General features: G+C 60.3%; 21 protein-coding genes and 1 pseudogene. 13 read left to right on the plus strand and 9 right to left on the minus strand.

Translation table 11 applies throughout. The features are described 5' to 3' along the window. Positions 1-223 (plus strand): annotated as a pseudogene (locus AC13QE_RS23850) (bifunctional methylenetetrahydrofolate dehydrogenase/methenyltetrahydrofolate cyclohydrolase); the annotation flags it as partial. On the opposite strand, the gene AC13QE_RS23855 reads toward AC13QE_RS23850, so the two are convergent. After that, the gene (locus tag AC13QE_RS23855) at positions 220-1,248 is read right to left on the minus strand and encodes a substrate-binding domain-containing protein (protein ID WP_488485529.1); all 1,029 of its coding nucleotides are present in this window, start codon (positions 1,246-1,248) and stop codon (positions 220-222) included. The pseudogene AC13QE_RS23850 and the gene AC13QE_RS23855 overlap by 4 nt on opposite strands. A 310-nt stretch (positions 1,249-1,558) precedes the next feature. On the opposite strand from AC13QE_RS23855, the gene AC13QE_RS23860 reads away from it, so the two are divergent. From AC13QE_RS23860 to AC13QE_RS23885, 6 genes are all read left to right on the plus strand, one after another. After that, positions 1,559-2,920, plus strand: a complete 1,362-nt coding sequence (locus AC13QE_RS23860) for an ABC transporter substrate-binding protein (protein WP_488485530.1) — start codon at positions 1,559-1,561, stop codon at positions 2,918-2,920. 124 nt (positions 2,921-3,044) lie between these two features. After that, entirely contained in the window at positions 3,045-4,061 is a 1,017-nt protein-coding gene (locus AC13QE_RS23865) for a carbohydrate ABC transporter permease (RefSeq protein ID WP_132715842.1), read from the plus strand. A 1-nt stretch (position 4,062) separates the two neighbouring features. After that, positions 4,063-5,217 (plus strand): carbohydrate ABC transporter permease, encoded by a 1,155-nt coding sequence (locus AC13QE_RS23870; RefSeq protein ID WP_132715843.1) that lies wholly within the window; start codon positions 4,063-4,065, stop codon positions 5,215-5,217. Positions 5,218-5,253: 36 nt separating this feature from the next. Then, a complete protein-coding gene (gene bglA / locus AC13QE_RS23875) occupies positions 5,254-6,906 on the plus strand; it encodes a beta-galactosidase BglA (protein ID WP_488485531.1) in 1,653 nt (550 codons plus the stop codon). Positions 6,907-6,927: 21 nt separating this feature from the next. After that, a complete protein-coding gene (locus AC13QE_RS23880) occupies positions 6,928-8,016 on the plus strand; it encodes an ABC transporter ATP-binding protein (protein ID WP_015338841.1) in 1,089 nt (362 codons plus the stop codon). 190 nt (positions 8,017-8,206) lie between these two features. After that, positions 8,207-8,560, plus strand: coding sequence for a hypothetical protein (locus tag AC13QE_RS23885; protein WP_112335318.1), 354 nt, complete (start codon positions 8,207-8,209; stop codon positions 8,558-8,560). Between the two features lie 48 nt (positions 8,561-8,608). On the opposite strand, the gene AC13QE_RS23890 is transcribed toward AC13QE_RS23885, so the two are convergent. Next, entirely contained in the window at positions 8,609-9,205 is a 597-nt protein-coding gene (locus AC13QE_RS23890; RefSeq protein WP_488485532.1) for a TetR/AcrR family transcriptional regulator, read from the minus strand. A 204-nt stretch (positions 9,206-9,409) separates the two neighbouring features. Between AC13QE_RS23890 and AC13QE_RS23895 the strand changes: the two genes are divergently transcribed. Next, entirely contained in the window at positions 9,410-10,330 is a 921-nt protein-coding gene (locus AC13QE_RS23895; protein ID WP_488485533.1) for a DUF3313 domain-containing protein, read from the plus strand. A 41-nt stretch (positions 10,331-10,371) separates the two neighbouring features. Here the strand turns inward: AC13QE_RS23895 and edd are convergent, their stop codons facing one another. The 5 genes from edd to AC13QE_RS23920 form a co-directional block, all read right to left on the minus strand. Further along, on the minus strand, positions 10,372-12,195 hold the full coding sequence (edd, locus tag AC13QE_RS23900; RefSeq protein ID WP_488485534.1) for a phosphogluconate dehydratase: 1,824 nt from the start codon (positions 12,193-12,195) through the stop codon (positions 10,372-10,374). 167 nt (positions 12,196-12,362) lie between these two features. Beyond that, positions 12,363-13,061 carry a 6-phosphogluconolactonase gene (gene pgl, locus AC13QE_RS23905; protein WP_488485535.1) on the minus strand — a complete coding sequence of 233 codons (699 nt, stop codon included), beginning with the start codon at positions 13,059-13,061 and terminating at the stop codon, positions 12,363-12,365. Positions 13,062-13,076: 15 nt separating this feature from the next. Then, on the minus strand, positions 13,077-14,552 hold the full coding sequence (gene zwf / locus AC13QE_RS23910; RefSeq protein ID WP_015338847.1) for a glucose-6-phosphate dehydrogenase: 1,476 nt from the start codon (positions 14,550-14,552) through the stop codon (positions 13,077-13,079). 132 nt (positions 14,553-14,684) lie between these two features. After that, entirely contained in the window at positions 14,685-15,983 is a 1,299-nt protein-coding gene (locus AC13QE_RS23915) for an NAD(P)/FAD-dependent oxidoreductase (RefSeq protein WP_488485536.1), read from the minus strand. Between the two features lie 11 nt (positions 15,984-15,994). Then, positions 15,995-17,431 (minus strand): glutamine synthetase family protein, encoded by a 1,437-nt coding sequence (locus tag AC13QE_RS23920; protein WP_041677220.1) that lies wholly within the window; start codon positions 17,429-17,431, stop codon positions 15,995-15,997. A 136-nt stretch (positions 17,432-17,567) separates the two neighbouring features. On the opposite strand from AC13QE_RS23920, the gene AC13QE_RS23925 reads away from it, so the two are divergent. From AC13QE_RS23925 to AC13QE_RS23940, 4 genes are all read left to right on the plus strand, one after another. Beyond that, a complete protein-coding gene (locus AC13QE_RS23925; protein ID WP_488485537.1) occupies positions 17,568-18,749 on the plus strand; it encodes a BaiN/RdsA family NAD(P)/FAD-dependent oxidoreductase in 1,182 nt (393 codons plus the stop codon). 72 nt (positions 18,750-18,821) lie between these two features. After that, positions 18,822-19,334: an ankyrin repeat domain-containing protein gene (locus tag AC13QE_RS23930; protein WP_488485538.1), complete on the plus strand. Its 513-nt coding sequence runs from the start codon at positions 18,822-18,824 to the stop codon at positions 19,332-19,334. Between the two features lie 165 nt (positions 19,335-19,499). Next, entirely contained in the window at positions 19,500-19,643 is a 144-nt protein-coding gene (locus AC13QE_RS23935) for a hypothetical protein (RefSeq protein ID WP_015338852.1), read from the plus strand. Positions 19,644-19,962: 319 nt separating this feature from the next. Beyond that, the gene (locus AC13QE_RS23940) at positions 19,963-22,503 is read left to right on the plus strand and encodes a methyl-accepting chemotaxis protein (RefSeq protein ID WP_488485633.1); all 2,541 of its coding nucleotides are present in this window, start codon (positions 19,963-19,965) and stop codon (positions 22,501-22,503) included. On the opposite strand, the gene AC13QE_RS23945 is transcribed toward AC13QE_RS23940, so the two are convergent. After that, positions 22,476-22,736 (minus strand): hypothetical protein, encoded by a 261-nt coding sequence (locus tag AC13QE_RS23945; RefSeq protein WP_488485539.1) that lies wholly within the window; start codon positions 22,734-22,736, stop codon positions 22,476-22,478. The genes AC13QE_RS23940 and AC13QE_RS23945 overlap by 28 nt on opposite strands. Before the next feature lie 88 nt (positions 22,737-22,824). On the opposite strand from AC13QE_RS23945, the gene AC13QE_RS23950 reads away from it, so the two are divergent. Then, on the plus strand, positions 22,825-23,697 hold the full coding sequence (locus tag AC13QE_RS23950) for a LysR family transcriptional regulator (RefSeq protein ID WP_488485540.1): 873 nt from the start codon (positions 22,825-22,827) through the stop codon (positions 23,695-23,697). A 37-nt stretch (positions 23,698-23,734) separates the two neighbouring features. On the opposite strand, the gene AC13QE_RS23955 is transcribed toward AC13QE_RS23950, so the two are convergent. After that, the gene (locus tag AC13QE_RS23955; RefSeq protein WP_488485541.1) at positions 23,735-24,733 is read right to left on the minus strand and encodes an aldo/keto reductase; all 999 of its coding nucleotides are present in this window, start codon (positions 24,731-24,733) and stop codon (positions 23,735-23,737) included. Between the last annotated feature and the right edge of the window lie 300 nt (positions 24,734-25,033).

Genomic DNA, 25,033 nt, shown 5'->3' on the forward strand with positions numbered 1-25,033 from the left:
TGCGACCGTGATCGATGTCGGCATCAACCGGATCGCGGCACCGGAGCGAGGCGAAGGCAAGAGCCGGCTGGTGGGCGATGTCGCCTATGGTGAAGCCTCAGAAATCGCTGCCGCCATCACGCCGGTTCCGGGCGGTGTCGGCCCGATGACGATCGCGATGCTGATGGCCAATACCGTCATCGCAGCCTATCGCTCAGCCGGCAGAAAGCCGCCGAAGTTTTAGGCCGGTGCGACACCGGTCGAGGCGCGCACGATCAATTCGGCTTTCCACAATTCCTGCGCCGGAAATGTCTCCGTATGCTTGATTTCGCCGATCAGCCGTTCGGCGATGCGCACGCCGGCTGCACGCAGTGACGAGCGCGTGGTCGTCAGCGGCACGGTGAAGTTCTCTGGCTTGAGCAAGGTCAGCACGTCGTCGTGGGCGATCATCGATATGTCTTCGCCCAGTTTCAGCTTTGCCTGATTGATGGCGCGAACGGCGCCGAGCGCCAATACGGTACTCGAGCAGAGCACCGCAGTTGGGCGCTTGTCCCTCTCCATTTGCAGGATGCGCTCCATGGCTAGCAAGCCCTGTTCATCCGTCATCGGCGTATGGCTGACGCAGGTTTCGTCGAGCGCCAGGCCACGCTCGGCAAGGGCTGTATCCATGCCGTTCTTCCGGCGAATGGCGAAATCGAAATAGATCGGGCCGTTCAAGAGGGCGAAGCGCCGGTGTCCGAGCTGCAGAAGCAGCTTCGTGGCGTCATAGAAGGCGGCTTCGTTGTCGATGTCGAGGAAGGGATAGTCGGGCTCGGAGCCGATGGAGCGTCCATGCACCAGGAAGGGCATGGATAGAGACTTCAGCATCTCCAGGCGCGGATCATGACCACGCATATAATTGACGAAGAGGGCATCGACATTGCCGCTGGCCGCCAATCGCCTGAGGGCGCCGACTTCGTCATTCGGATCAGCAGGCGTCAGGACGAAATGGAAATCGTGCCGCAAGGCCTCTTCTCCCAGTCCCGTCAGGAACTCGCTGAAATGCACGTCCGAAGAATTGCCGGGCGAAGTCGGCATCACAAGTCCGATCGAGCCGGCCTTGCCGGTCGCAAGTCTTTGGGCTGCCTTGTTGGGCCGATAGCCGGTTTCGCGAACCGCTTTGAGAACGCGTTCGCGAGTTTCGCGATTGACTTCCGGATATCCGTTCAAGGCCCGGCTGACTGTCGTCTGCGACAGCCCGAGCATCTGCGATAGCTGTTTCAGATTCACGGTATTCCAGCTCCTCCCACTGCACGCCGCCAAGATGCCGAGACAACCTCCTGAAAAGCCCCAGGCTTCCAAAGCGCTTTCAATTATGTAACAGGAGAAGTGCGCGAGACAAGATAAATAGCAAAAAATCGATCTGTATTCCATGTTGCAGCGCGAGAATTGCTGTGTACATCCGCCAAAATCTGAAAATCGCTTGACTTTAGCCCGCGCTCAATGGATGAGAGAGGTAGCCAAAGCGCTTTGAGGAATGGAGCGCGTAGCACAAGACCGTGTTTGGGCTCATGGGTTTCGTTATTTGGGAGGACAACGCATGAAAAAGATGTTCTTGATGACCGTTGCTGCCGCTGCCTTGGTGGCCGGTACGGCGATGGCGGCCGATCTGAAGTTCCAGCCCGGCCAGGACTCCAAGTTCAACTGGAAAAGCTACGACGAGTTCAAGTCGGCGCATGCCGACCTGAAGGGCGAGACGCTGACCATCTTCGGCCCCTGGCGTGGCGAGGACGAGGCTCTCTTCACCAGCGTCCTCAAGTACTTCACCGAAGCGACCGGCGTGAACGCCAAATATTCGTCCTCGGAAAACTACGAGCAGCAGATCGTCATCGACACGCAGGCCGGTTCGCCGCCGAACGTCGCCATCCTGCCGCAGCCGGGCCTTCTCGCGAACCTTGCCAGCAAGGGTTATCTGACGCCGCTCGGCGATGATCTCGCAAGCTGGGTCAAGACCAATTACGGTGCCGGCGACAGCTGGGTCGGCTACGGCACCTACAAGGGCAAGGACGGCAAGGACGCCTTCTATGCCTTCCCCTACAAGGCCGACCTGAAGTCGCTGGTCTGGTACGTTCCGGAAAACTTTGAGGAAGCCGGCTACAAGGTCCCGACGACCATGGAGGACCTGATCAAGCTTTCGGATCAGATCGTCAAGGATGGCGGCACCCCCTGGTGCATCGGCCTCGGTTCGGGCGGTGCCACCGGTTGGCCGGCAACCGACTGGGTCGAAGATCTGATGCTGCGCCTCAACACGCCGCAGGATTACGATCACTGGGTCGATAACTCGCTGAAGTTCAACGATCCGAAGGTCGTTGCGGCGATCGAGGAGTTCGGCAAGTTCGCTAAGAACCCGAAATATGTTGCCGGCGGCGTTGCGGCCGTTGCCTCGACCGACTTCCGCGACAGCCCGAAGGGCCTCTTCACGGTTCCGCCGAAGTGCTACCTGCACAAGCAGGCATCCTTCATTCCGTCCTTCTTCCCGGAGGGCACCAAGCTTGGCCAGGATGCGGACTTCTTCTACTTCCCGCCCTCCGCCGCGCATCCGGAACTCGGCAAGCCGGTTCTCGGCGCCGGCACGCTCGCTGCCATCACCAAGGATTCGAAGGCTGCACGCGCCTTCATCCAGTTCCTGCAGACGCCGATCGCCCAGGAAGTCTGGATGGCCCAGTCCGGCTTCCTGACGCCGTACAAGGCCGTCAATACCGCGGCGTATGCCAACGACACACTGCGCAAGGAAGGCGAGACCCTGACCACGGCCACCACTTTCCGCTTCGACGGTTCCGACCTGATGCCGGGCAAGATTGGTGCGGGTTCGTTCTGGACCGGCATGGTGGATTTCGTCGGCGGCAAGTCTGCTCAGGATGTAGCCGACGGTATCCAGAAGTCCTGGGACGCCATCAAGTAAGACATCATAGCCCTATCGCCGCCGGCAACTTGCCGGCGGCGCCATACTGCATATGACGACGCGCCCTTCAGCGCGGCCGATGCCCGACTGATGGACAAAAGCAGATAATTCGGGGAGGGAAGGGATGTTTTCGCAGATCGTATCGGCGATTGGCGCCATGATATTCGGCGTTGCCATTTGCGCCGCTTATTTCTGGTTTTCCAACAAGCTCTTGGACTTGATCTTTCCGGCAAGGGAAGGGGACGACGTTCATCGGGCGGCCGTCAACCTTCGCCGCCGCGGTCTCATTCGCCCCTGGCTGTTCCTGGGGCCGGCACTGTTCCTGCTCGTTGTCTATCTCGTCTATCCTGTCGTCGCGACCTTCATTCTATCCTTCTACGGGCCCGATGGCAGCAAGTTCGTCGGCGGCGCCAATTATCTCTGGGCGCTCAACGACACCGAATTCCGCCAGTCGATCTTCAACAACATTCTCTGGCTTGCCGTCGTGCCGGCCGCCTGCACCTTCTTCGGTCTTGTTATCGCCGTGATGACCGACCGCATCTGGTGGGGCAATATCGCCAAGGCCGTCATCTTCATGCCGATGGCGATCTCCTTCGTCGGCGCGTCCGTTATCTGGAAGTTCATCTACGAATATCGCGGCGGCACCGACGCGCAGATCGGCCTTCTGAACGCCATCGTCCAGCTGTTCGGCGGCACGCCGGAAGTCTGGATCACCATTCCGTTCTGGAACAACTTCTTCCTGATGGTCATGCTGATCTGGATCCAGACCGGCTTTGCCATGGTCATCCTCTCGGCGGCTTTGCGCGGCATTCCGGAGGAGACAATCGAAGCCGCCGTCATCGACGGCGCCAATGGCTGGCAGATCTTCTGGAAGATCATGGTGCCGCAGGTCTGGGGCACGATCGCCACCGTCTGGACCACCATCACCATCCTCGTTCTCAAGGTGTTCGACATCGTTCTCACCATGACCAATGGTCAATGGAACACGATGGTGCTCGCCAACCTGATGTTCAACTGGATGTTCCGTGGCGGCGGTGACAGCGGCCGAAGCGCCGTTATCGCGCTCGTCATCATGGTCGCGGTCACGCCGATCATGATCTGGAACATTCGCCGTGCAAACGCTGAGACGAAGGGGCGCTGACATGATTGGAAATCTCGGTCGCATCGGCCCCGCTCGCATCTTCGTTCATGCCGCGGTGCTCCTCATCGTCCTTCTCTGGCTATTGCCGACGCTCGGCATTTTCGTCACTGCGCTGCGTGATAAGGACCAGATCGTCGCTTCCGGCTGGTGGACGGCCTTTGCCGGCTCGTCGCGCACAACGGCAGCCCGCCTCGACGGTCCGGACAAGGCAAAGCCGGACGGCGCAAATTTCGTGATTGCAGGTACCCTTAATGTGGAAGGCGACGGCAAGATCCAGTCCTTCGGCCTGCGCGTGCAGGAGCCGGCAGCCTACAAGGCAGGCTCCCCCGCCGAGATCGAGAACGGTGAAACGCTGACGATCAACTCTGATGGCAGCTATCGCTATCAGAAGAACGGCGCGTTTGGAGCGGATGCCCGGGCCAAGCGCGTCTATTTGACCGTTGCCACGCCGCCGCAATTCACGCTCGACAACTATCGCAACGTACTGGGCGGCGAGGGTATCGGCCAGTCCTTCATCAATTCGCTGACGGTAACGATCCCCGCAACCGTCATTCCGATCCTGATCGCCGCTTTTGCGGCCTATGCATTGGCCTGGATGGAATTTCCCGGCAGGGCGATCCTGATTGCGCTCGTCGTCGGCCTGATCGTCGTGCCGCTGCAGATGTCGCTGATCCCGCTCTTGCGCATCTATAACGAAATCGGCCAGTTGTTCGGCGTGTCGTCGAAGACCTATCCCGGCATCTGGCTGGCGCACACGGCCTTCGGCCTGCCGCTCGCCATCTATCTCCTGCGCAATTACATTGCCGGTCTGCCCAAGGAGATTATCGAATCCGCCCGCGTCGATGGCGCCAGCGATTTCGACATTTTCGTCAAGATCATCCTGCCGCTGTCCTTCCCGGCGCTCGCTTCCTTCGCGATCTTCCAATTTCTTTGGGTCTGGAATGACCTTCTGATTGCCATGGTGTTCCTCGGCACCGACAAGGATCACCTCGTACTGACCGCCGCCCTCAACGCGCTGCTCGGCTCGCGTGGCGGCAACTGGGAAATCCTGACGGCTTCGGCCTTCGTCACCATCCTTATCCCACTCCTCGTCTTCTTTGGTCTGCAGCGCTATCTCGTGCGCGGTCTGCTCGCCGGGTCGGTGAAGGGGGGCTGATTCAAAAACACGCACTTACTACAGGACCCATTCAGCATGAGCATTGCTCTTCAATCGGCTTCGGAAGTTGACAAGGACTGGTGGCGCGGCGCCGTGATCTATCAGATCTATCCGCGTTCCTATCAGGACTCCAACGGTGACGGCATTGGCGATCTCAAGGGCATCGCCGTCCGCCTGCCGCATGTCGCGTCGCTTGGCGTCGATGCGATCTGGATTTCGCCGTTCTTCACGTCGCCGATGCGCGATTTCGGCTATGACGTCTCCAATTACGAGGACGTCGATCCGATCTTCGGTTCGCTTGCCGATTTCGATGCGATGGTGACGGAAGCTCATCGCCTGGGCATCAAGGTGATGATCGATCTCGTGCTGTCGCACAGCTCGGACCGCCATCCCTGGTTTGTCGAAAGCCGCTCGAGCAAGAATAACCCTAAGGCCGATTGGTATGTATGGGCTGATGCCAAGCCGGACGGCACACCGCCCAACAACTGGCTGTCGATCTTTGGCGGCTCTGCCTGGGCGTGGGATCCGACCCGCATGCAATATTACATGCACAACTTCCTGACTTCGCAGCCGGATATGAACCTGCATAATCCTGAGGTGCAGGACCGCTTGCTTGACGTCGTCCGTTTCTGGCTTGACCGCGGTGTCGACGGCTTCCGTCTCGACACCATCAACTTCTACTTCCACGACAAGGAATTGCGCGACAACCCGGCGCTGGAGCCTTCGCGGCGAAACGCATCCACAGCGCCGGCCGTCAATCCCTATAACTTCCAGGAGCATCTCTACGACAAGAACCGTCCCGAGAACCTGGAATTCCTGAAGCGCTTCCGCGCCGTGCTCGACGAATATCCGGCGATTGCCGCCGTCGGCGAAGTCGGCGATAGCCAGCGCGGCCTCGAGATTGTCGGCGAGTACACATCCGGCGGCGACAAGATGCACATGTGCTACGCCTTCGAATTCCTGGCGCCGGACGCTCTTTCGCCGGATCGCGTCGAAGAGGTGATGAACGACTTCGACACGGCAGCTCCGCAAGGCTGGGCTTGCTGGGCCTTCTCCAACCACGACGTCGTGCGCCATGTCAGCCGCTGGGGCAATCTGGTGGCCGACCGCGATGCTTTCGCCAAGCTCTATGCGGCGCTGCTGCTGACCCTGCGCGGCTCCGTATGCATCTATCAGGGCGAGGAACTGGCGCTCACGGAAGCCGATCTCGCTTATCAGGATCTGCAGGATCCCTACGGCATCCAGTTCTGGCCCGAGTTCAAGGGCCGTGATGGCTGCCGGACGCCGATGGTCTGGGACAGCCAGGTGGCGCAGGGCGGCTTTTCCACCGTCAAGCCGTGGCTGCCGGTCCCGGTCGAGCACATTCTGCGCGCCGTCAGCGTCCAGCAGGGGGATGAAAATTCGGTGCTGGAGCAGTATCGCCGCTTCCTCGCCTTCCGCAAGCAGCATCCGGCCTTCGCCAAGGGCGAAATCGCCTTTTCGGAGCCGCAGGGCGACGTGCTGATCTACACCCGCACTTATGCCGGTGAGACCATTCTCTGCGTCTTCAACATGAGCCCTGTCGAAACGCTGGCAACCTTGCCTGATGGCAATTGGCAGGCGTTGACGGGACATGGATTTACCAGCAACAACTACGGTAACAAGATCGATATTCCGGCCTGGGGCGCCTATTTCGCGCGTCTTGCCTGACCTTTGGGAGGAGGAAGCATAATGACTGGACTTGTTCTGAAGGATATCAAGAAATCCTACGGCAGCGTGCACGTGCTGCACGGCATCGATCTGGAGATCAACGAAGGCGAGTTCATTGTCTTCGTCGGCCCCTCCGGCTGCGGCAAGTCCACCTTGCTCAGGATGATTGCCGGGCTGGAGAGCATCACCGCCGGGGATATGATGATCGCCGGGCAGAAGGTGAACGAGGTGCCGCCGTCACGGCGCGGCATCGCCATGGTCTTCCAGTCCTATGCCCTCTATCCGCATATGACCGTCTATGACAACATGGCCTTCGGCATGCGCATTGCTGGCGAAAGCAAGCAGGAGATCGACCGCCGCGTGCGTGCGGCGGCAGCGAGCCTGCAGCTCACGCAATATCTGGAGCGTTTGCCGAAGGCACTCTCGGGCGGTCAGCGGCAGCGCGTCGCCATCGGCCGCGCCATCTGCCGCAACCCCAAGGTCTTCCTCTTCGACGAACCACTGTCCAACCTCGACGCCGCCCTGCGTGTGGCGACCCGCATCGAGATCGCCAAACTTAGCGATTCCATGCCCGAGACGACGATGATCTACGTCACGCACGACCAGGTGGAAGCCATGACGCTTGCCGACCGGATCGTCGTGCTGTCGGCGGGCCGGGTCGAGCAGGTCGGCGCTCCCCTTGAGCTCTACGAGCGCCCGGCCAACCTGTTCGTTGCAAAATTTATCGGCTCGCCGGCCATGAACATCATCCCGGCAACGGTAACCGAAACAGGCGCTGCGACGACGGTGACGCTGACCGGCGGCAAATCGGTAACGCTGGACGTGCCGACAGAGGCCTCCGAAAAGGGCAAGACCGCGAGCTTCGGCGTACGTCCGGAAGATCTTCGTCTCGCGACGGGCGATGACTATCTCTTCGAAGGCGAGGTTTCCATCGTCGAGGCGCTCGGCGAAGTGACGCAGCTCTATATTGAAGGCCTCGTCGATGGCGAGCCGATCATCGTCAAGATCCCCGGCATTGCCGATATTCATCGCGGCCAAAAGATGCGTTTTGCCGCCGACCGTCAGAAGCTGCATCTTTTCGACGCCAGCGGCCACTCCTATCGCAAGTAGGCGCTTACCGGATGCCCCGGCCCAAGTAAAAATGAACAACAAAATTCATCTTGGGCCGGCGCACTCAAACCTTCTGTTAAAGACCGGCTGATAGTCTCCTTTTCATAATATACTTCAGGGGTCTACCAAGATGGCCGCGTTCGGCAGAGCTAATTCAGGTCAGCATTTCCTTAACAAGGAAGAATCCTTCATGTATGACCGCGAAGTGCGGTTTCGCATGGAAGATACCATGAATGCCGCCCGCCTCGAATACACTGAAAAGGGCGTGATGAATCTTGCGTCGCGCCGCTGCGATATTATCCGTATCTCGCAGAGCAGCGCGGTTCTTGCGATCCTCACCCAGTATAATCTGCCGAAGCAGTTCTACCTGGATATTCCTGACGCCCGCATCACCAAGGTCGGCTGTGTGCTGATGAAGGTCTTCTCCAACAACACGGTGGAAGTTCGCTTCCTGCGGCTTCTCACGGAGAAGGAAATGAACAAGATCTTCGTCTACAGCACGCATCCGGCTCATAAGAACCGCGTGCTCGACATCAGATCCTGATCGACGACCCACAAGAAACGGCTTAGCGCGATCCGTTCGGCTGACGGATCAGATTTCCGTTCGCCATTTCGAAAGCGCATCCTCAAGATACTTGATCAGCGGCAGCCTGCCATTTTCCTGCAGCCATTTGTTGACCGAGAGGCGAAGCGGGCTCACTCCGATCATCGAAACCAGCTGCAGACCGTCGCGGTCCCTAGTCGGGAACAGTTCGCACAGGGCTTGGTAGGCGATTTGCTCAAGCTGCAAAGAGTTGCCCCGCGAACGGGCGCGCAAGGTCTCGCTTTGACGTAAAAGCTTGGCAGTCTCCAGAAGCCGCGGCGCTTCCGCCTCGATGCGGGCCACGAGTCCCAGGGTGGCTTGATGGATGACCTCAATGGGTCGCCCGGCTGAGGCATTCTCCATGATGCCAGTCCGCAGTGCGTCCATATATCGGCGCTGATGCGCCAGAAGAATATCGTCCTTGCTTTTAAAGTAATAAAAGAAAGTCCGGCGAGAAATCCCAGCCGCTGCCGCAATCTCGTCGATCGTCGTTTCCTGATAGCCTTTCGCGAGAAAGGATTTCATTCCGACGTCCGCTATGCGTTGAAAGGTCAGGCGGCGCTTCTGTTCGCGCAGCCCTTCCGGCTTTGAGGTTGCATTCTGCATCGGGCCATTCTGGCATGAGTCGCAACGCCGCTCAAATCATCGGCATGCCCCACGGGCCGCTCCTGGCAATCTCAATCTCAGGTGAAATAAATTCTCCGCTTCGCTTCTCGATTGCCGCAAATTGGCCGATATTAATATTACACTCAGTGCGATATTTAATGATGATGCTGATGTTCATAACCCGGTACAGGAGCGCAAACATCAATGCCAGTCGCTACACTCTCAAATCATGCTGTAAGCAGCGCCTATGGTCCGTCTGCCGCTGAAAGCCGTCGGAGGGTTGATATGTGGTCGATCGCCGTGCTGATGAGCGTGCTGGGCGGCTGTGCCTCCGCACCGCTGGATCGGGCGGGATCTTTGCGATCTTATGAGGGACTGACCCGATCGGACGGGCTGGTCGCACACTCGCTTCTAAGGGTAAGCAAGGATGATGTTCTTGCGGCCAAGACCGTGAAGATCATTCCCACGGCCTTTTCGATGCGCGCGGAAAGCGCTGCTTTCACACCCAAACAGCGCGATCTTGTCACCAATGCCGTCGATAGAGCGCTTTGTTCCGGATTGAGTGAACGCTTCGCCGTGGTCGGTCTATCTGAGCCGGCAGATCTCACCGTTCGCGCCGTCGTGACGCAGGTAAAGGCAACGAATGCAGCCGCCGTCGGAGTCTCGAAAATTGCCTCTGTGGGCAAGAGCGTGTTGTTGCCGGGTGTACCGGTGCCCGTTCCGCGTATTCCGATCGGCATGGGCAGCCTCTCGCTGGAGGCGGAGGCTTTCAATCCGCAGGGTGCGCAGAAGGCTGTCATGATCTGGGGACGTGGTGCTAACGCATTTTTTGATTCGGGCACCGTCGCCAAGGAAGGGGATGCCTACAGCCTCGCCGCCAAATTCGGTGGCGATTTCAGCAAGATGCTGGTCAAGGGCAAGACGCCGTTCGGCGCGGCGCCCTCCTTTCCATCCAGGGCGAAATTGGCGTCACTCGTTGGCCGGGCATCGAAAGACGACGCCTGCAGGGTATTCGGGAAGTCGCCGGGCGTGACGGGCTTCGTGGGCGCGCGCCTTGGTCTTCCGCCGGCATGGACGGACAAGGCTCCGCCGGAAGCAGGAACCACAGCATCCAAAGCTCCTTGATCAGCCTTCGATACCGTCCTGCCGAAATCCGGCGGACAATCTCAGTGGCGGAACAGGACGCTTGCACCCTGATCCGCCGGTCCCGCGGCGTGGCGGAACGGAACGAAGAGCTCCCGGCCCATACCGAATTCATTCTCCGAGAGATCGGCCACGACCGGCTCGCGCTCCGCCATATCGGCGGCATCGACCAGCACCTCCAGCGTACCGGCAATCGCATCGATGCGGATGATGTCGCCTTCCCTGATGCGAGCGATCGGGCCGCCCTCGACGGCTTCCGGTGTCACATGGATGGCGGCAGGCACCTTGCCCGATGCGCCCGACATACGGCCGTCGGTCAAGAGCGCCACGCGGAAACCACGGTCCTGCAGCACGCCGAGCGCCGGCGTGAGCTTGTGCAGCTCGGGCATGCCGTTGGCCTTCGGTCCCTGGAAGCGGACGACGGCCACGAAATCTCGGTTCAGCTTGCCGTCCTTGAAGGCTTGCTGCATTTCCAGCTGATCGTGGAAGATCACGGCCGGCGCTTCGATGATGTGGCGCTCCGGCTTGACGGCGGAGATCTTGATGACCGCCTTGCCGATATTGCCCCGCAGCATCTTCAGGCCGCCATTGCTTTGGAAGGGTGTGTCGATGCTTGCCAGCACCTTCGGGTCGTGGCTTTTGTCCGGGGCGGGTTCGCGCACGACATTGCCGTCGGCGCCGAGCTTGACGTCGATGGAGTAGCTGTCGAGGCCCTGGCCGTAGACGGTGCGGACGTCGTCGTGCAGCAGACCCTTCTTTAGGAGCTCCTTGATGAGGAAGCCCATGCCGCCGGCGGCGTGGAAATGATTCACGTCGGCAAGCCCGTTCGGATAGACGCGGGCGAGCAGCGGGATGATGTCGGAAAGCTCGGAAATATCCTGCCAGGTGAGCACGATGCCGGCCGCGCGCGCCATGGCGACGATGTGCATCGTGTGGTTCGTCGAGCCGCCAGTCGCATGCAGGCCGACCACGCCGTTGACGATCGAGCGTTCGTCGATCATCTCGCCGGCCGGTGTGAACTCATTGCCCATGGCGGTGATGGCGAGCGCGCGCTTGGTCGCCTCGCGCGTCAAGGCTTCGCGCAGCGGCGTGCCGGGATTGATGAAGGAGGCGCCCGGCATGTGGAAGCCCATGATCTCCATCAGCATCTGGTTCGAATTCGCCGTACCGTAGAAGGTGCAGGTGCCGGGACCGTGATAGGACTTCGATTCTGCCTCCAGCAATTCGGGGCGGCCGACCTTGCCTTCTGCATAGAGCTGGCGCACGCGCGACTTCTCGTCGTTCGGCAGGCCCGAGGTCATCGGCCCGGCCGGAATGAAGACGGCGGGCAAATGGCCGAAGGAGAGGGCGGCGATGACGAGGCCGGGGACGATCTTGTCGCAGACGCCGAGGAAGACGGCCGCATCGAACATATTGTGTGACAGGCCGACGGCTGCCGACATGGCAATCAGGTCGCGCGAAAAGAGCGAGAGCTCCATGCCCGGCTGTCCCTGCGTGACGCCGTCGCACATGGCCGGCACGCCGCCGGCAACCTGGGCAATGCCGCCCGCTTCGGCCGCCGCTTCGCGGATGATCGCAGGATAGGTCTCGAAGGGCTGATGCGCCGAGAGCATGTCGTTATAGGAGGTGATGATCCCGAGATTGGGCACCTGGTCTCCCGCCAGTGCGTCCTTCTCGGTGGGGGAACAGATGGCGAAGCCATGCGCAAGGTTGGCACAGCCTAGCACGGAGCGTTGCGCTCCCTTGGTTGCAGCACTGCGCAGGCGGTCCAGATAGCGCTCGCGCGTCGGCTTCGAGCGCTCGACGATACGTGCGGTAATCGCTGATATGCGGGCGTCAGCGGCCATGGTCGATCTGCCTCCGTCTGTTCTGCGCAATGCCCTTGATACCTATTCGCCAGAGGGCACGGCGCGGGGTCTAAAAGTCAATGCTTTGCCGTTGCGCCCGAGGGGCACATGGCGCAGCACAGGTTGCTGTGTCTGTCAGGGTTCGATGACCAGGCCTTCCGGCCGTATCACGGAGCCCAATAAATCTCGACCGGGGAAGCCGCCCGGCGCAGCATGGCGCGGATCGGCATCTCGGTTTCTTCGCCCGGCGCTTCGGCCTTGGCCAAAACATCCTTCTTTCCTTCTCCCTCGATATGGAGCACCAGCAATCGGGCATCCTGAAGGCTGGAGAAAGTGAAGGTCAGCCGCGGCTCGCCGGCACCTTCCGCTTCCATCGTGATGATACCACGCGGGGTGTTCGGATCGAGTGCGGTCTTGAGATTGCTGCCGCCCGGAAAGAAGGAAGCCGTGTGGCCGTCATTGCCCATGCCGAGGATGGCGACATCGAAGGGATGGCCGATAGCCTCGGTCTTTTCGGTGGCGATGACGGCGGCCTCCTCGACGGAAGCCGCAGCCTGATAGAGCGGAAGGAAGTTGGCGGCTGCCGCCTTGTCCTTCAGCAGGTTTTCCTGGACGAGCAGATGGTTCGAACGCGGATTGTCCGCCGGCACGAACCGCTCATCGACGAGGGTGACCGTCACCTTGCCCCAGTCGATCGAGTGCGATGACAGCGCTTGGAAAAAGGCCTTCGGCGTCGAACCGCCGGAGACCGCGATGCTTGCGGAGCCGCGGACGGTAATCGCAGCCGAAAGCGTTTCGGCCACCTTGTCCGCGAGCTTGCCGGCGAGTTCGGCACCATTGGCAAAAGCATGCATGTTGGCTGTCATCGTTCTCGTCCCGGTTTAGATATCGTCGTGCCAGGTACGGCCGTCACGCTCGATGAGCGCAATAGCCTGGCTCGGACCCCAGGTGCCGGCCGTATAGCCCTGCACCTGCTGGCCAGCGTGTTCCCAGCCCTTGAGGATCGGATCGACCCACTTCCATGCGGCTTCCACCTCGTCGCGGCGCATGAACAGCGTCTGGTTGGAGCGGATGACGTCCATCAGCAGGCGCTCGTAGGCATCCGGATTGCGGACGTTGAAGGCCGAAGCAAAGCTCATGTCGAGCGAGACGTTGCGCAGGCGCATGCCGCCCGGACCCGGGTCCTTGATCATCAGCGACTGCTTGACGCCTTCGTCCGGCTGCAGGCGGATGATCAGCTGGTTGGCAACGATGCGGCCGGCGGCCTGATCGAAGATGGTGTGCGGAATGTGCTTGAAGGTGATGACGATCTCCGACATGCGGCCGGCCAGGCGCTTGCCGGTGCGGATGTAGAAGGGAACGCCCGCCCAGCGCCAATTGCCGATCTCGGCCTTGATGGCGACGAAGGTTTCGGTGTTAGAAACGCCGCCTTCCAGCTCGTCGAGATAGCCCTTGACCGGGCCGCCCGCCGAAGCGCCGGCGCGATACTGGCCGCGAACCGTCGCCTGCTCGACGTTCGACGCGTCGATCGGCTTCAGTGCGCGCAGAACCTTGAGCTTCTCGTCGCGAACGGCTTCCGAATCCATGGAGGAGGGGATTTCCATTGCGGTCAGGCAAAGCAGCTGCAGGATGTGGTTCTGTACCATGTCGCGCAGGGCGCCAGCCGTATCGTAATAGCCGGCGCGGCCTTCGAGGCCGACCGATTCCGCCACCGTGATCTGCACGTGGTCGATGTGGTTGGCGTTCCACAGCGGCTCGTAGAGCGCATTGGCAAAGCGCAGCGCCATCAGGTTCTGCACGGTTTCCTTGCCGAGATAATGGTCGATACGGAAGATCTGCTCTTCCTTGAAGACCTTACCGATGGTGTCGTTGAGCTGCAGAGCCGAGGCAAGATCGCGGCCGATCGGCTTTTCGACGACGATGCGGGTCTGCTTGGTGATCAGCTTGTGATCGTGGATCTTCTGCGAGATGTCGCCGAAGATGCCCGGAGCGACAGCGAGATAGAAGGCGCGCACGCGCTCCTTGCCTTCGTCCAGGATCTTCTTAAGCTGATCCCAGCCGGCATCGCTGCGAGCGTCGACGGGCACGTAGAACAGGCGAGCCAGGAACTTCTTGACCTCGGCGTCGTCATATTCGCCCTTCTTCAGGTGTTCTTTGAGGGCGGCATCTGCAAATTTGCGGTATTCTTCATTGGAAAGCGCGCTGCGCGAAGCGCCGATGATGCGCGTCGGCTCGGAAAACTGGCCTTCGACCTGACGATGGTAAAGAGCGGGCAGGAGCTTGCGTTCGGCAAGGTCGCCGCTGCCGCCGAAAACGACATAATCAAATGGTTCAACGGGAATGATCTGGCTGCTCATGAGCTATCTCTCAATCGGTCTTGGTTGAGGCCCCTTTTAATCTAATCGATTTAAAAAGGCCAGTGTGCATCGCAAAAATCAGATGCGGCTTTTTGGAGCGGATTGCCGGCGGAAGAAATTATCCTCCGGTTTTCAAAACCTGTCGCGCAACGCAAACCATGAGAGCGCCAGGAACAGCAGAGGCGCCCGCATGCGCGCACCGCCGGGGAAGGGCGGTATGTTCAGCTCTCTGAAGAGATGAAGTTCATCCGCATTCCCGAGAACCGTTTTCGCATAGAGTTTACCGCAATAATTTGACAACATTACCCCATGGCCGGAATAGCCGCCGATCGATGTGACACCCGGCATGACCTCGCGCACGAAGGGCTGGCGCGGCATGGTGATGCCGACCGAGCCGCCCCAGGCATAATCGATGCTGATATCGCCAAGAGCCGGATAGATTTCGGTGATTTGCCGGCGGATGTGCTGCGTTATGTCGCGCGGATTGTCCGCTGTATAAGCCTCGCGCCCGCCGAAGAGCAGGCGTCCATCTTTGGATTTGCGGAAATAGCGCACGACGAATCGCGAATCGGCGACGGCCTCATTGCCGGGCAGTACCGCCGGAAAGCGGTCGAGCGGTTCGGTCGCGCCGATGAAGGAGCGGATCGGCATGACGTGACTTGCTGTCACCGGCTCCAGATTGCCGATATAGCCGTTGCAGGCGATCAGCACCCGGTCGGCTGTGATCTCGCCGCCATCCGTTTCGACGATCGTCTTGCCGCTGGCTTGCCGAAAACCCTTCGCCTTGGTCATTTCAAAGAGCGACGCACCGGCCTCTGCCGCGACGCGGGCAAGGCCGATGAGCAGTTTCAGGGGATGGATATGACCCGTGCCCATATCCCGAACGCCATAGAGATAGAACGACGACCCCAGCCGCTCCTGGGTTTCGGCCTCATCCATGAATGTCATGTGCGGATAGCCGTAGCGCGTCGCTGCGATCTCCGCACTGTCCATATAGTCACGCTTGTAGCTGCGCTTGTGCGTGACATTCATCTGGCCGGGCAGGAAATCGATGTCGATGCCATGCTCGGCGGAAAAATCGAGAAGATGCCGCTTGGCGTCCTCGGCCAGATCGAACAGGGCCTTCGACCGCTCATAGCCGATCTTCTCTTCCATCTCTTCCGGCCACCAGCGCTGGCCGGTGCCGAGCTGCCCGCCATTGCGGCCGGAGGCGCCGTCGCCGAAGCGGTTGGCATCGATCAGCACGACCTCCGCGCCACCTTTGGCAAGATTGTATGCGGCCTGAAGACCGGTATAGCCGCCACCGATAATCGCGACATCCGCGCGGCGCGAGCCGTCGAGCTTCGGATAGCTCGCACGCGGGCCGACGGTCGCTTGGTAGAAGGAAAGGCCGGGCGCGATCGGGCTTTGCCATGTTTCCTGCAGCGTCATGGGCGCCTCCTTCACACGTTGAGCAGAAGGAATTCCCGCTCCCACGGGCTGATCACCTGCATGAAGGTTTCGAATTCGCCCCGCTTGACGCCGGCATAGATGTCGATGAAGTCCTTGCCGAGCACCTCCTCGAAGGCCGGCTCGTCCTCAAGCAGCGCAATGGCTTCCAGAAGGCCGCGCGGCAGGTCGATCGAGCCTTCATTGGCCGAATCCTCGGTCGGCGCGGTGGGTTCCACCTTTTTCATGATGCCGAGCAAGCCGGAGGCGAGTGAGGCGGCGAGTGCGAGATAGGGATTGGCGTCGGAGCTCGGCAGCCGGTTCTCGACGCGCCGCGCCTGCGGATCGGAAACGGGAACGCGGAAGGCGGTTGTGCGATTGTCGTAGCCCCAGGCATTGTTGACCGGGCACGACATGTTCGGCGCCAGCCGTCGATAGGAATTCACATAGGGAGCGAGCATTGCGAGCGCATTCGGAACGTAGCGCTGCATGCCGCCGATGAAATGAAAGAACTCCTGCGAAGGGCTGCCGTCCGGATTGGTGAAGACATTCTTGCCGGTCTCGATGTTCACGACCGACTGATGGATATGCATCGCCGAGCCGGCCTGGCTCTGCATCGGCTTGGCCATGAAGGTCGCGTAGATGCCGTGCTTCAGCGCCGCCTCGCGAATGGTGCGCTTGAACATGAACACCTGGTCGGCAAGTTCGATCGGGTCGCCATGGCGCAGGTTGATCTCGAGCTGCGCCGGACCCTCTTCATGGATCAGCGTATCGATCTCCAGACCCTGCTTCTCCGAGAAATGGTAGATGTCATCGATCAGTTCGTCGAACTCGTTGATGCCGGCGATCGAATAGCCCTGTCCGCCGAGGATCGAGCGGCCGGAGCGGCCCTTCGGCGGGTGCAGCGGATAGTCCGGATCGTCATTCTTGGCGACGAGATAGAACTCGATTTCCGGCGCCACCACGGGCTTCCACCCGCGCTCGCGATAGAGCCCCATGATCCGCTTCAGCAGATTGCGCGGCGTGTAGGACACCGCATGTCCTTCCGAATTGACGATATCGCAGATCACCTGCGCCGTCGGATCGCTCTCCCAGGGCACGACCGAAAGCGTCGAAAGGTCCGGCACCAGCTTGAGATCGCTGTCGCGCGGTTCGTAGCGGAAGCTTTCGGTCTCCTCCGGATACTCGCCGGAAATCGTATGGCGATAGATCGCGGAGGGCAGCGCCAGCGACGTGTTGGAGGTGAATTTCGACGTCGGCATCATCTTGCCGCGCGGCACGCCGGCGAGATCCGGCGTGATGCATTCTATGTCCTCGATCCCGCGTGCCCGCAGCCATTGCGCCGCTTCCTTCCAGTTTGCCACGCCGCGTGCCGATCTCAGAGAAGGAGGTACTGTAGGAGCTTTCGAGACGGGTATGGAAGCTTTCAGCGGGGTCTTTCTCGCGGGCATAAAACACCGTATTTGGGTTGATCGACGACTGCATCATAACTGCAGTTTGCCAATTGGCGAGGGGGAAACCGCTCGGACTTTCGCCGTATGATGGAAACATGGCGAGAGAGCGCGGCGAAGAATGAAGGGCTAAAGCGTGGCTGGCAGATATGATGTGATCGTCCTCGGTGCGGGCGCGGCAGGCATGATGTGCGCCATCCGCGCCGGCCGGCGCGGGCGGTCCGTCCTCGTGCTTGATCACGCCGCGGTGCCGGGTGAAAAGATCCGCATTTCCGGCGGCGGCCGCTGCAATTTCACCAACATCCATGCCGGCCCGAAGAACTTCCTGTCGGCCAATCCGCACTTCGCCAAATCGGCGCTCGCCCGTTTCACACCGCAGGATTTCATCGCCATGGTCGAACGCCATGGCATCGCCTGGCATGAGAAGACGCTCGGCCAGCTCTTCTGCGACAGCAGCGCCAAGGACATCATCCGCATGCTCACAGACGAGATGCGCGAAGCGGGCGCGCAACTGCGATTGCGAACGGAAATCGGCGATATCGAGCAGACCGCCGTCGGCTATCGCGTCAGCACCTCGGAAGGCGCCTTCGACGCATCCTCGCTTGTCCTCGCCACCGGCGGCAAATCCATTCCAAAGATGGGCGCCACCGGCTTTGCCTATCGCATCGCCGAGCAATTCGCGTTGCCTATAGTCGAAACCCGACCGGGCCTCGTGCCGCTGACACTCGATCCGCAATTGCTTCAGCGCCTCGCCCCGCTTTCCGGCATTGCTGCGCCCGCCGAGATCCGCCATGGCAAGACGGCGTTCCGCGAGGCCCTGCTCTTTACCCATCGCGGCCTCAGCGGCCCCGCCATCCTGCAGATCTCCTCCTATTGGCGGGAGGGTGAGGAGATCATGGTCGTGATCGAGCCCGATATCGATGTCTTTGCGCTTCTCAAGAAAGCCAAGCAGGGGAATGGCCGACAGTCGGCGCAGACCGCGCTTGCGGAAATCCTCCCGAAGCGGCTGGCCCAGTATGTCGTCGAGAGCGAAGGCATCTCCGGCAACATGGCCGATCAATCCGACAAGCGCCTGCAGCAGCTCGCGGCAGCCATCCAGTCATGGAGCCTCAAACCCTCGGGCTCCGAAGGCTATCGCACGGCGGAGGTGACGCTCGGCGGCATCGATACAGCTTGCCTCGATTCGCGGACGATGCAGGTGAAAACCATTCCCGGCCTCTTCTTCATCGGCGAATGCGTCGACGTCACGGGTTGGCTTGGCGGTTACAATTTCCAATGGGCGTGGGCTTCCGGCCATGTCGCCGGCGAGGCGGCCTGAATTGACCTTGCCAACAGGCCGCGAAACGGGCAAAGAGCATCTCCAGCGCGAAAATACTCAATGGAGACAATCATGACGTTTAAGGCTCTGCTATTCCGCGGCACAGTTCTTTCAGGTATCGTTACGGCCATGGCGATGCCGCTTGGCATGCTTACCGTCACGGCGTCCGTTGCGAGCGCTGCTTCTGCGCAATGTAAGAAGCTGGATCCGAACGGTCAGGATGCAGGCGGCGATACGAATTTCGCCATTGCGATCCGCGACAAGAAAGGCGATGTCGTCAAGAAGATGCTGGCCTGCGGTGCCAAGCTGGACATGAAGACGACGGAGGGCTGGTATCCGCTCCATACCGCGGCCTATTACGGTCCTCCCGAAATGATTGATTTGTTGGTTTCCAAGGGCGCCGACGTCAACGCGCCCGGCGATTACGATGGCTGGACACCGTTGCACATGGCGAGCCAGCAGGATGATCCGGCTGTCGTCAAGGCATTGTTGAAGAATGGCGCCGACAAGACCATCAAGTCTGCCTCCGGCAAGACGGCTGCGGAAACGGCGACGGATCCTGCTATCGCCGCATTATTGAAGTAGCGCGCTTCGGCCACAATTCGCGCATCTATTACGGTTAGCCGCGAGGCTTGCGGCCAACATCTGGTTTTCACGTTTTCTTTTCCTACATTTCTGTTTTGTATATTGCCTGTTGCGAAAACGGCCTTTTGCCGGTTATCGTGTCAGTGCGAAAATGGGAATATACTCATGAACAGAACACATCGTCGCGCTCGCGCCATTGCAATCGCTCAGACCCGTGACAATGCCAAGCTTCTGGCGGCAAGACTGTTGATGTTGGCGACCGGCGTGACAGCCGCTTGCATCGCTTATCTTGCCGTACGCGGCTTCTGAGTACAGCCGCCCCATTGTTCCTGGCTGCCGCCCTGCGGCAGCGTTGGCTCGCGCATATAGATAGGCCTTATCGCCCGCTTTTCAGCGTTTGGTTGTATGCTGTGGGTCGCACTACATCCTTATCTGAAAATTAATTAATCACACACACAATCTCACTCGATTTCTTGGGGCGCTCCACCGCAAGCTGGAGCCGAAGCAATGATTGCTTCCTGACTTATACTCAGGAACCCCGCCTGCGGATATTTCAAGAACGATGGTTATACATCCGGTCAGCGCCGAGGCGGCGTCGACGGGGGAGCGGTGTGAGGTCTGGGCCAAAATGTTCATTGACAAGATATTGTCGCGTTTCAACATCAGGACGAAGGTTCTGATATTCGTCCTGCCGTTCGTCATCAGCATTTCTGCCGTAGGCCTTACCGGGCTTTATGCGTCGGGCCTGCTTCAGGGACGTATGGAGATTTCCAACAGCGTCCTGCAGTCCTTGACCGGGTTCAAGAACCTGTATGGTTCCATGGATGATTTCCTGCGCATCACCAACACTCGCCAGCGCGACAAGCTCTATGAAGACATCAAGTCGCAGCAGAGCGTGCTCAATTCGACGCTGAGTCAGCTCGCTCCGGAGGCGGAGGGCCGCGACAACCTCACCGAAGCGACGACAAAGACCGCCGACATGTCCAACCTCGTCGGCAGGCTATGGTCGCTGCACGAGCAGGAACTGTCCCTGCGCAAGACGATCGACGACGGCCAGCGCGCCCTGATCAGCGCCCGCTTCAACGTCAATTTCAACAGTCAGCAGCTTGAAGACCAGATGCGCAAGGATCAGGCCGATGCGACCTCGACCCTGCGCTCGGCCGATCGGTTGCTGAAGGGCGGCGACCTGCTGGTTGCCGTGGCGCAAGACTTCAATAATGCGGCGACGCCGGCTGACAAGGTCAAGCTTCTGAAGGATCGTCTGCCGGATCTGAACAAGGCGCAGCGGTCGATCGACCTCGCATTGCCGCAGAACCAGAAGAGCGTCGTCCAGTCGCTGACGGGCACAATCAAGGATCTCGCCGCCTTTACTGAAAGCACCGATGCTCCGACCGATGACACGATCACCAATATCGGCCGGCTGCTCTCGCGCTTCCGTCAGACCTCGACCTACACGCAGCTGACGGCGACGCAGATGATGCGCCAGGCGACCACGACCTTCGTGTCCCTCGACGCCCGCGTCGCACAGACCAATTCGGTTCTGCAGGACACGCGCCGCCTGCAGGATTCCATCTATTCCCTGCAGCTCGTATTGGCGGATTTCAACGCCAATACCAACAAGGACAATCTCGTCCGCCTGCGTCAGGAAGTCTCAAAGCTCGGCGGCGATATCGATACGCTGAACCAGAGCGCCAAGAGCATGGATTTTGCCGGCGACATCGACTCGGCCATTCGTCCGGCGATCAAATCGATGGATGACGCCGGCGGCAAGCTGGTCGATACGATCAACCAGCGGATCGCCGAATATGCCGGCGCCCGCCAGCAGCTCGATCAGGTCTGGGGCCAGCTCACCGCCTTCGCCGAGACTCAGAAGCAGAGCGCCGGTAGCGAGCGCAACCAGGCAAATTCCATATCTATCCTGGCAACCGCACTCGGCATCATCCTTTCGGTTGCCGGCGGCATCGCGCTCGTCCTGACCCTGCAGCGACCGATCGGCCAGATCACCGCCGCCATGCGCCGCATCGCTGACGGTTTGCTCGAAACTTCGATCTCCGGCGAGCAGCGCCGCGACGAAATCGGCGATATGGCCCGAGCACTCGGCATCTTCAAGGAAAACGCCATCTCGAAGATCCGTATCGAGGAACAGAGTGATGAGGAGCGTGCGGCCGCAGAGCATGAACGTCAGCGCAACGACGCCGAAAAGCGCGAGCTCGACCGGCAGATCGACTATGCCGTCAGCGAGCTTGCTGCCGGTCTCGAGCGCCTTGCTCAGGGCGATATTTCGGCAACGATCGAAACGCCGTTCATTGGCCGTCTCGAACAGCTCCGCCAGGATTTCAACAGTTCGCTATCGCGCCTGCAGCAGACGCTGAGTCAGGTGCGCGACAATGTCGAGATGATTCAGAGCAACGGCAACCAGATGGCTGCTTCTGCCGAGGCTCTGTCGAAGCGCACCGAGCAGCAGGCGGCGTCTCTCGAGCAGACCGCCGCGGCCGTTGACGAGATCACGGTCACCGTCCGTTCGTCCGCCGAGCGGGCCAAGGATGCGGATGCCATCGTGCGCGAAGCCAAGCGCAGCGCCGATGACAGCTCTGTTGTTGTCGGCAACGCCATCGACGCGATGACCCGGATCGAAGATGCATCCCGCAAGATCGAGCAGATCATCGGCGTCATCGACGAGATCGCTTTCCAGACTAATCTCCTGGCGCTCAATGCCGGCATCGAAGCCGCCCGTGCCGGCGACGCCGGTAAAGGTTTCGCCGTGGTCGCCATGGAGGTGCGCGAGCTGGCACAGCGCTCGGCCGCTGCCGCCAAGGAGATCAAGGGTCTCATCAACAAGTCGACCGAGGAGGTCAGTTCCGGTTCGCAGTTCGTGCAGGAGGCCGGTTCGGTACTCGCGCAGATCAGCAGCCAGATCGTGACGATCAGCCAGCATGTGGAAATGATCGCCCGTGCCAGCCACGATCAGGCAAGCGCCCTGCAGGAGGTCAACTCGTCGGTCAATCACATGGACCAGATGACGCAGCAGAATGCCGGCATGGTTGAAGAAACCACGGCCGCCAGCCGGGAGCTTGCAGCCGAGGCCGATGCTTTGCTGCACCTCATTCAGCAGTTCAAGATCGAGGCTGGTTACAGCGCGAATTACATGCGCGAGCAGGCGGCAGCCTGACTGCAGCTATCATTGCCACTGCAGGCGGATCGGCCGATTTCCGGCCGGTCCGCCTTTTTCATTGCCTTGCGCCGAATGCCCGAAGCAGCAAATATGCGCTCAATCCATATGAAAAGCCGCGGCGGCTCGAGCCCGTAGTCGAGGTAGAATAAATCCTCGTCGCAGCGCCACTGCTCTTCGCGCGCTAGGCTTTGGATTTCTATGGCTTTCGCCAGAGCCATGCTGTCCATCATGGGATGTCTCCTTCCTGTGAGGCATCCCTTCAACTACACATTCGAATTTTCTTTATAAACAGCCATGATCGTCTTATGTTTTTCAATTATGAAAAACTCGTCATGGGATTCGTATCAGCTTTTTCTCGATGTGGCCCGCGGCGGCGGCTTGACGGGCGCAGTCCCTTCAAGCGGTCTCAGCCCAGCAACGATCGGTCGGCGCATGTTGGAGTTGGAAGCGCAGATCGGCCGCCCACTCTTCGAGCGCAGCCAGGCGGGCTACACGCTGACTGGCGACGGTCAGACGCTGTTCGATCAGCTGCTGGAGATGGAGGCGGCCGCTCGCAAGGTCGACAGCTGGCAGCGCGATGCCCAGGGCACGTCCGTGGTCCGCATCGCTGCCGGTACCTGGGTCGGCTGGCTGCTCAGCCAAAACATGCCCACGATCTGTTCGGAGCGGGACGGCTTCCGCATTGATCTGCATCTCGGCGAGCGCCGCGCCAGCCTCGCCCATCGCGAGAGCGATATCGGCATCCGTGCCTTCGAGCCGGAAGAAACCAATCTCGCCGCCATCAAGATCGGGGATGTCGCCTATGCCGCCTATCAGGCCCGCAATATGCGCTTTGTCGGCCCGCAGCGCTGGATCGCGGTGGCGGAGGAGGAAGCGATCTCGGCCTATCTGCGCTGGCCGCATCAGAATAGACACGAGGAAATCGCTTTCACGGTCAGCCGCCCGCGCTCGCTGCACGATCTGGTGCTCGCCGGATCCGGCATTGCCGTTTTGCCCTGTTTCGTCGGAGATCAGGAGCCGAGGCTGGAGCGGGTCGGCGAGGAAATCCACGAGCTGCGCCACCGGCAATGGATCGTCATGAACAATGTCGACCGCCACCGCCAGGAAATCCGCACGGTGGTCGACCGCATGATCAAGCTGTTGAAAAGCCACGCCGAACTCTTTGCCGGCAAGCGCCCGACCTATCTGTGAAAGAGCCGACGGCAATTGACCGCCGGTTCGTACTTCTTCAACGGGCCGCGTCACCCCAGCGATATTCGACAGTGGCTTCGTCAAGCTTGGTTTTGAGCTCCGGATCGAGCTGCAGATCGATGGCGGCCAACGTGTCTGTCAGTTGTTCAGGACGGCTGGCGCCGATGATGGCTGAGGTGATGACCGGATTGGCCGCAACCCAGGCGACGGCAAGCTTGGTAAGCGATTGCCCGGCCTCTTCGGCAATGCCGCGAAGCTTCTCGATGGTCGCGAATTCGCGCTCGTGCCAATAGCGCTGCAGATAGTTGCTGCCAGCGCTGCGAAGCTGCGCACTGAAGCGGCCTTCTGTCGGCGCGACATCATGCTTGTGCTTGCCGGTAAGGAGGCCGCCGGCGATCGGGTTATAGGGGATGACGGCGAGACGCTGTTCTTCGGCAAGCGGCAGCAGTTCGCGCTCGATCTGGCGGAACAAGAGATTGTAGCGCGGCTGCACCGAGACGAAGCGGGCGGTGCGCAGGAAATCGGCGCGGCCGAGCGCCAGTGCCAGCCGGTAGGCGAGGAAATTCGACACGCCGACATAGCGAGCCTTGCCCGAGCGCACGATGACGTCGAGCGCCTCCAGCGTCTCGTCGATCGGCGTTTCGCGATCGTCCGAATGCAGCTGGTAAAGGTCGACATAATCGGTGCCGAGCCGCTGCAGCGAAGCGTCGATGGCGTCGAGGAGATGCTTGCGCGACGCACCCTGATCCCAGGGAGACGGGCCGACCTTTCCGACAGCTTTGGTCGCGACGATGAAATGGTCGCGCTTGCCCTTCAGCCAGCGCCCGACGATCTCTTCGGTGCGGCCGGCAAGCTGCTCGCCGCCGCCGAGCGGGTAGACATCGGCCGTGTCGATAAAGTTGACTCCGGCATCTGCCGCCTTGTCGAGAATGGCATGAGCGATGTCTTCCTGCTCGATCTGCAGGCCGAAGGTCATCGTGCCTAGGCAAAGACGCGAGACGCTGAGACCGGTATTGCCGAATTTCTGATACTGCATGATGAACCCCTGGTGATGGGTTTGAGTTTGCCCGCTGAGCGGAGCGGCGAAACAGGTTTGAAAATGTTCGCGAGCGAGAACGTCGCGATGTTAGCAAAGCCGGCTTCCGTATTCACGCGTGAAGCAGGCCTTGAGTTCACGATTGCGTGCGAACGGCAGCCATTTGCAGAGCGCTCGATCGTTTTTGGGCAAAAAAGCTAAAGCGCGCGCTGACCTACCTTTTTCCCTTGTCGCCTTTCGATTTCCTTTCTAGTCTAACGGGAAAAACAGAGGGTTGGGCATCGGCTGGATGCCCTTGAA

Source organism: Martinezella sp. CNPSo 3957, from assembly GCF_057784395.1.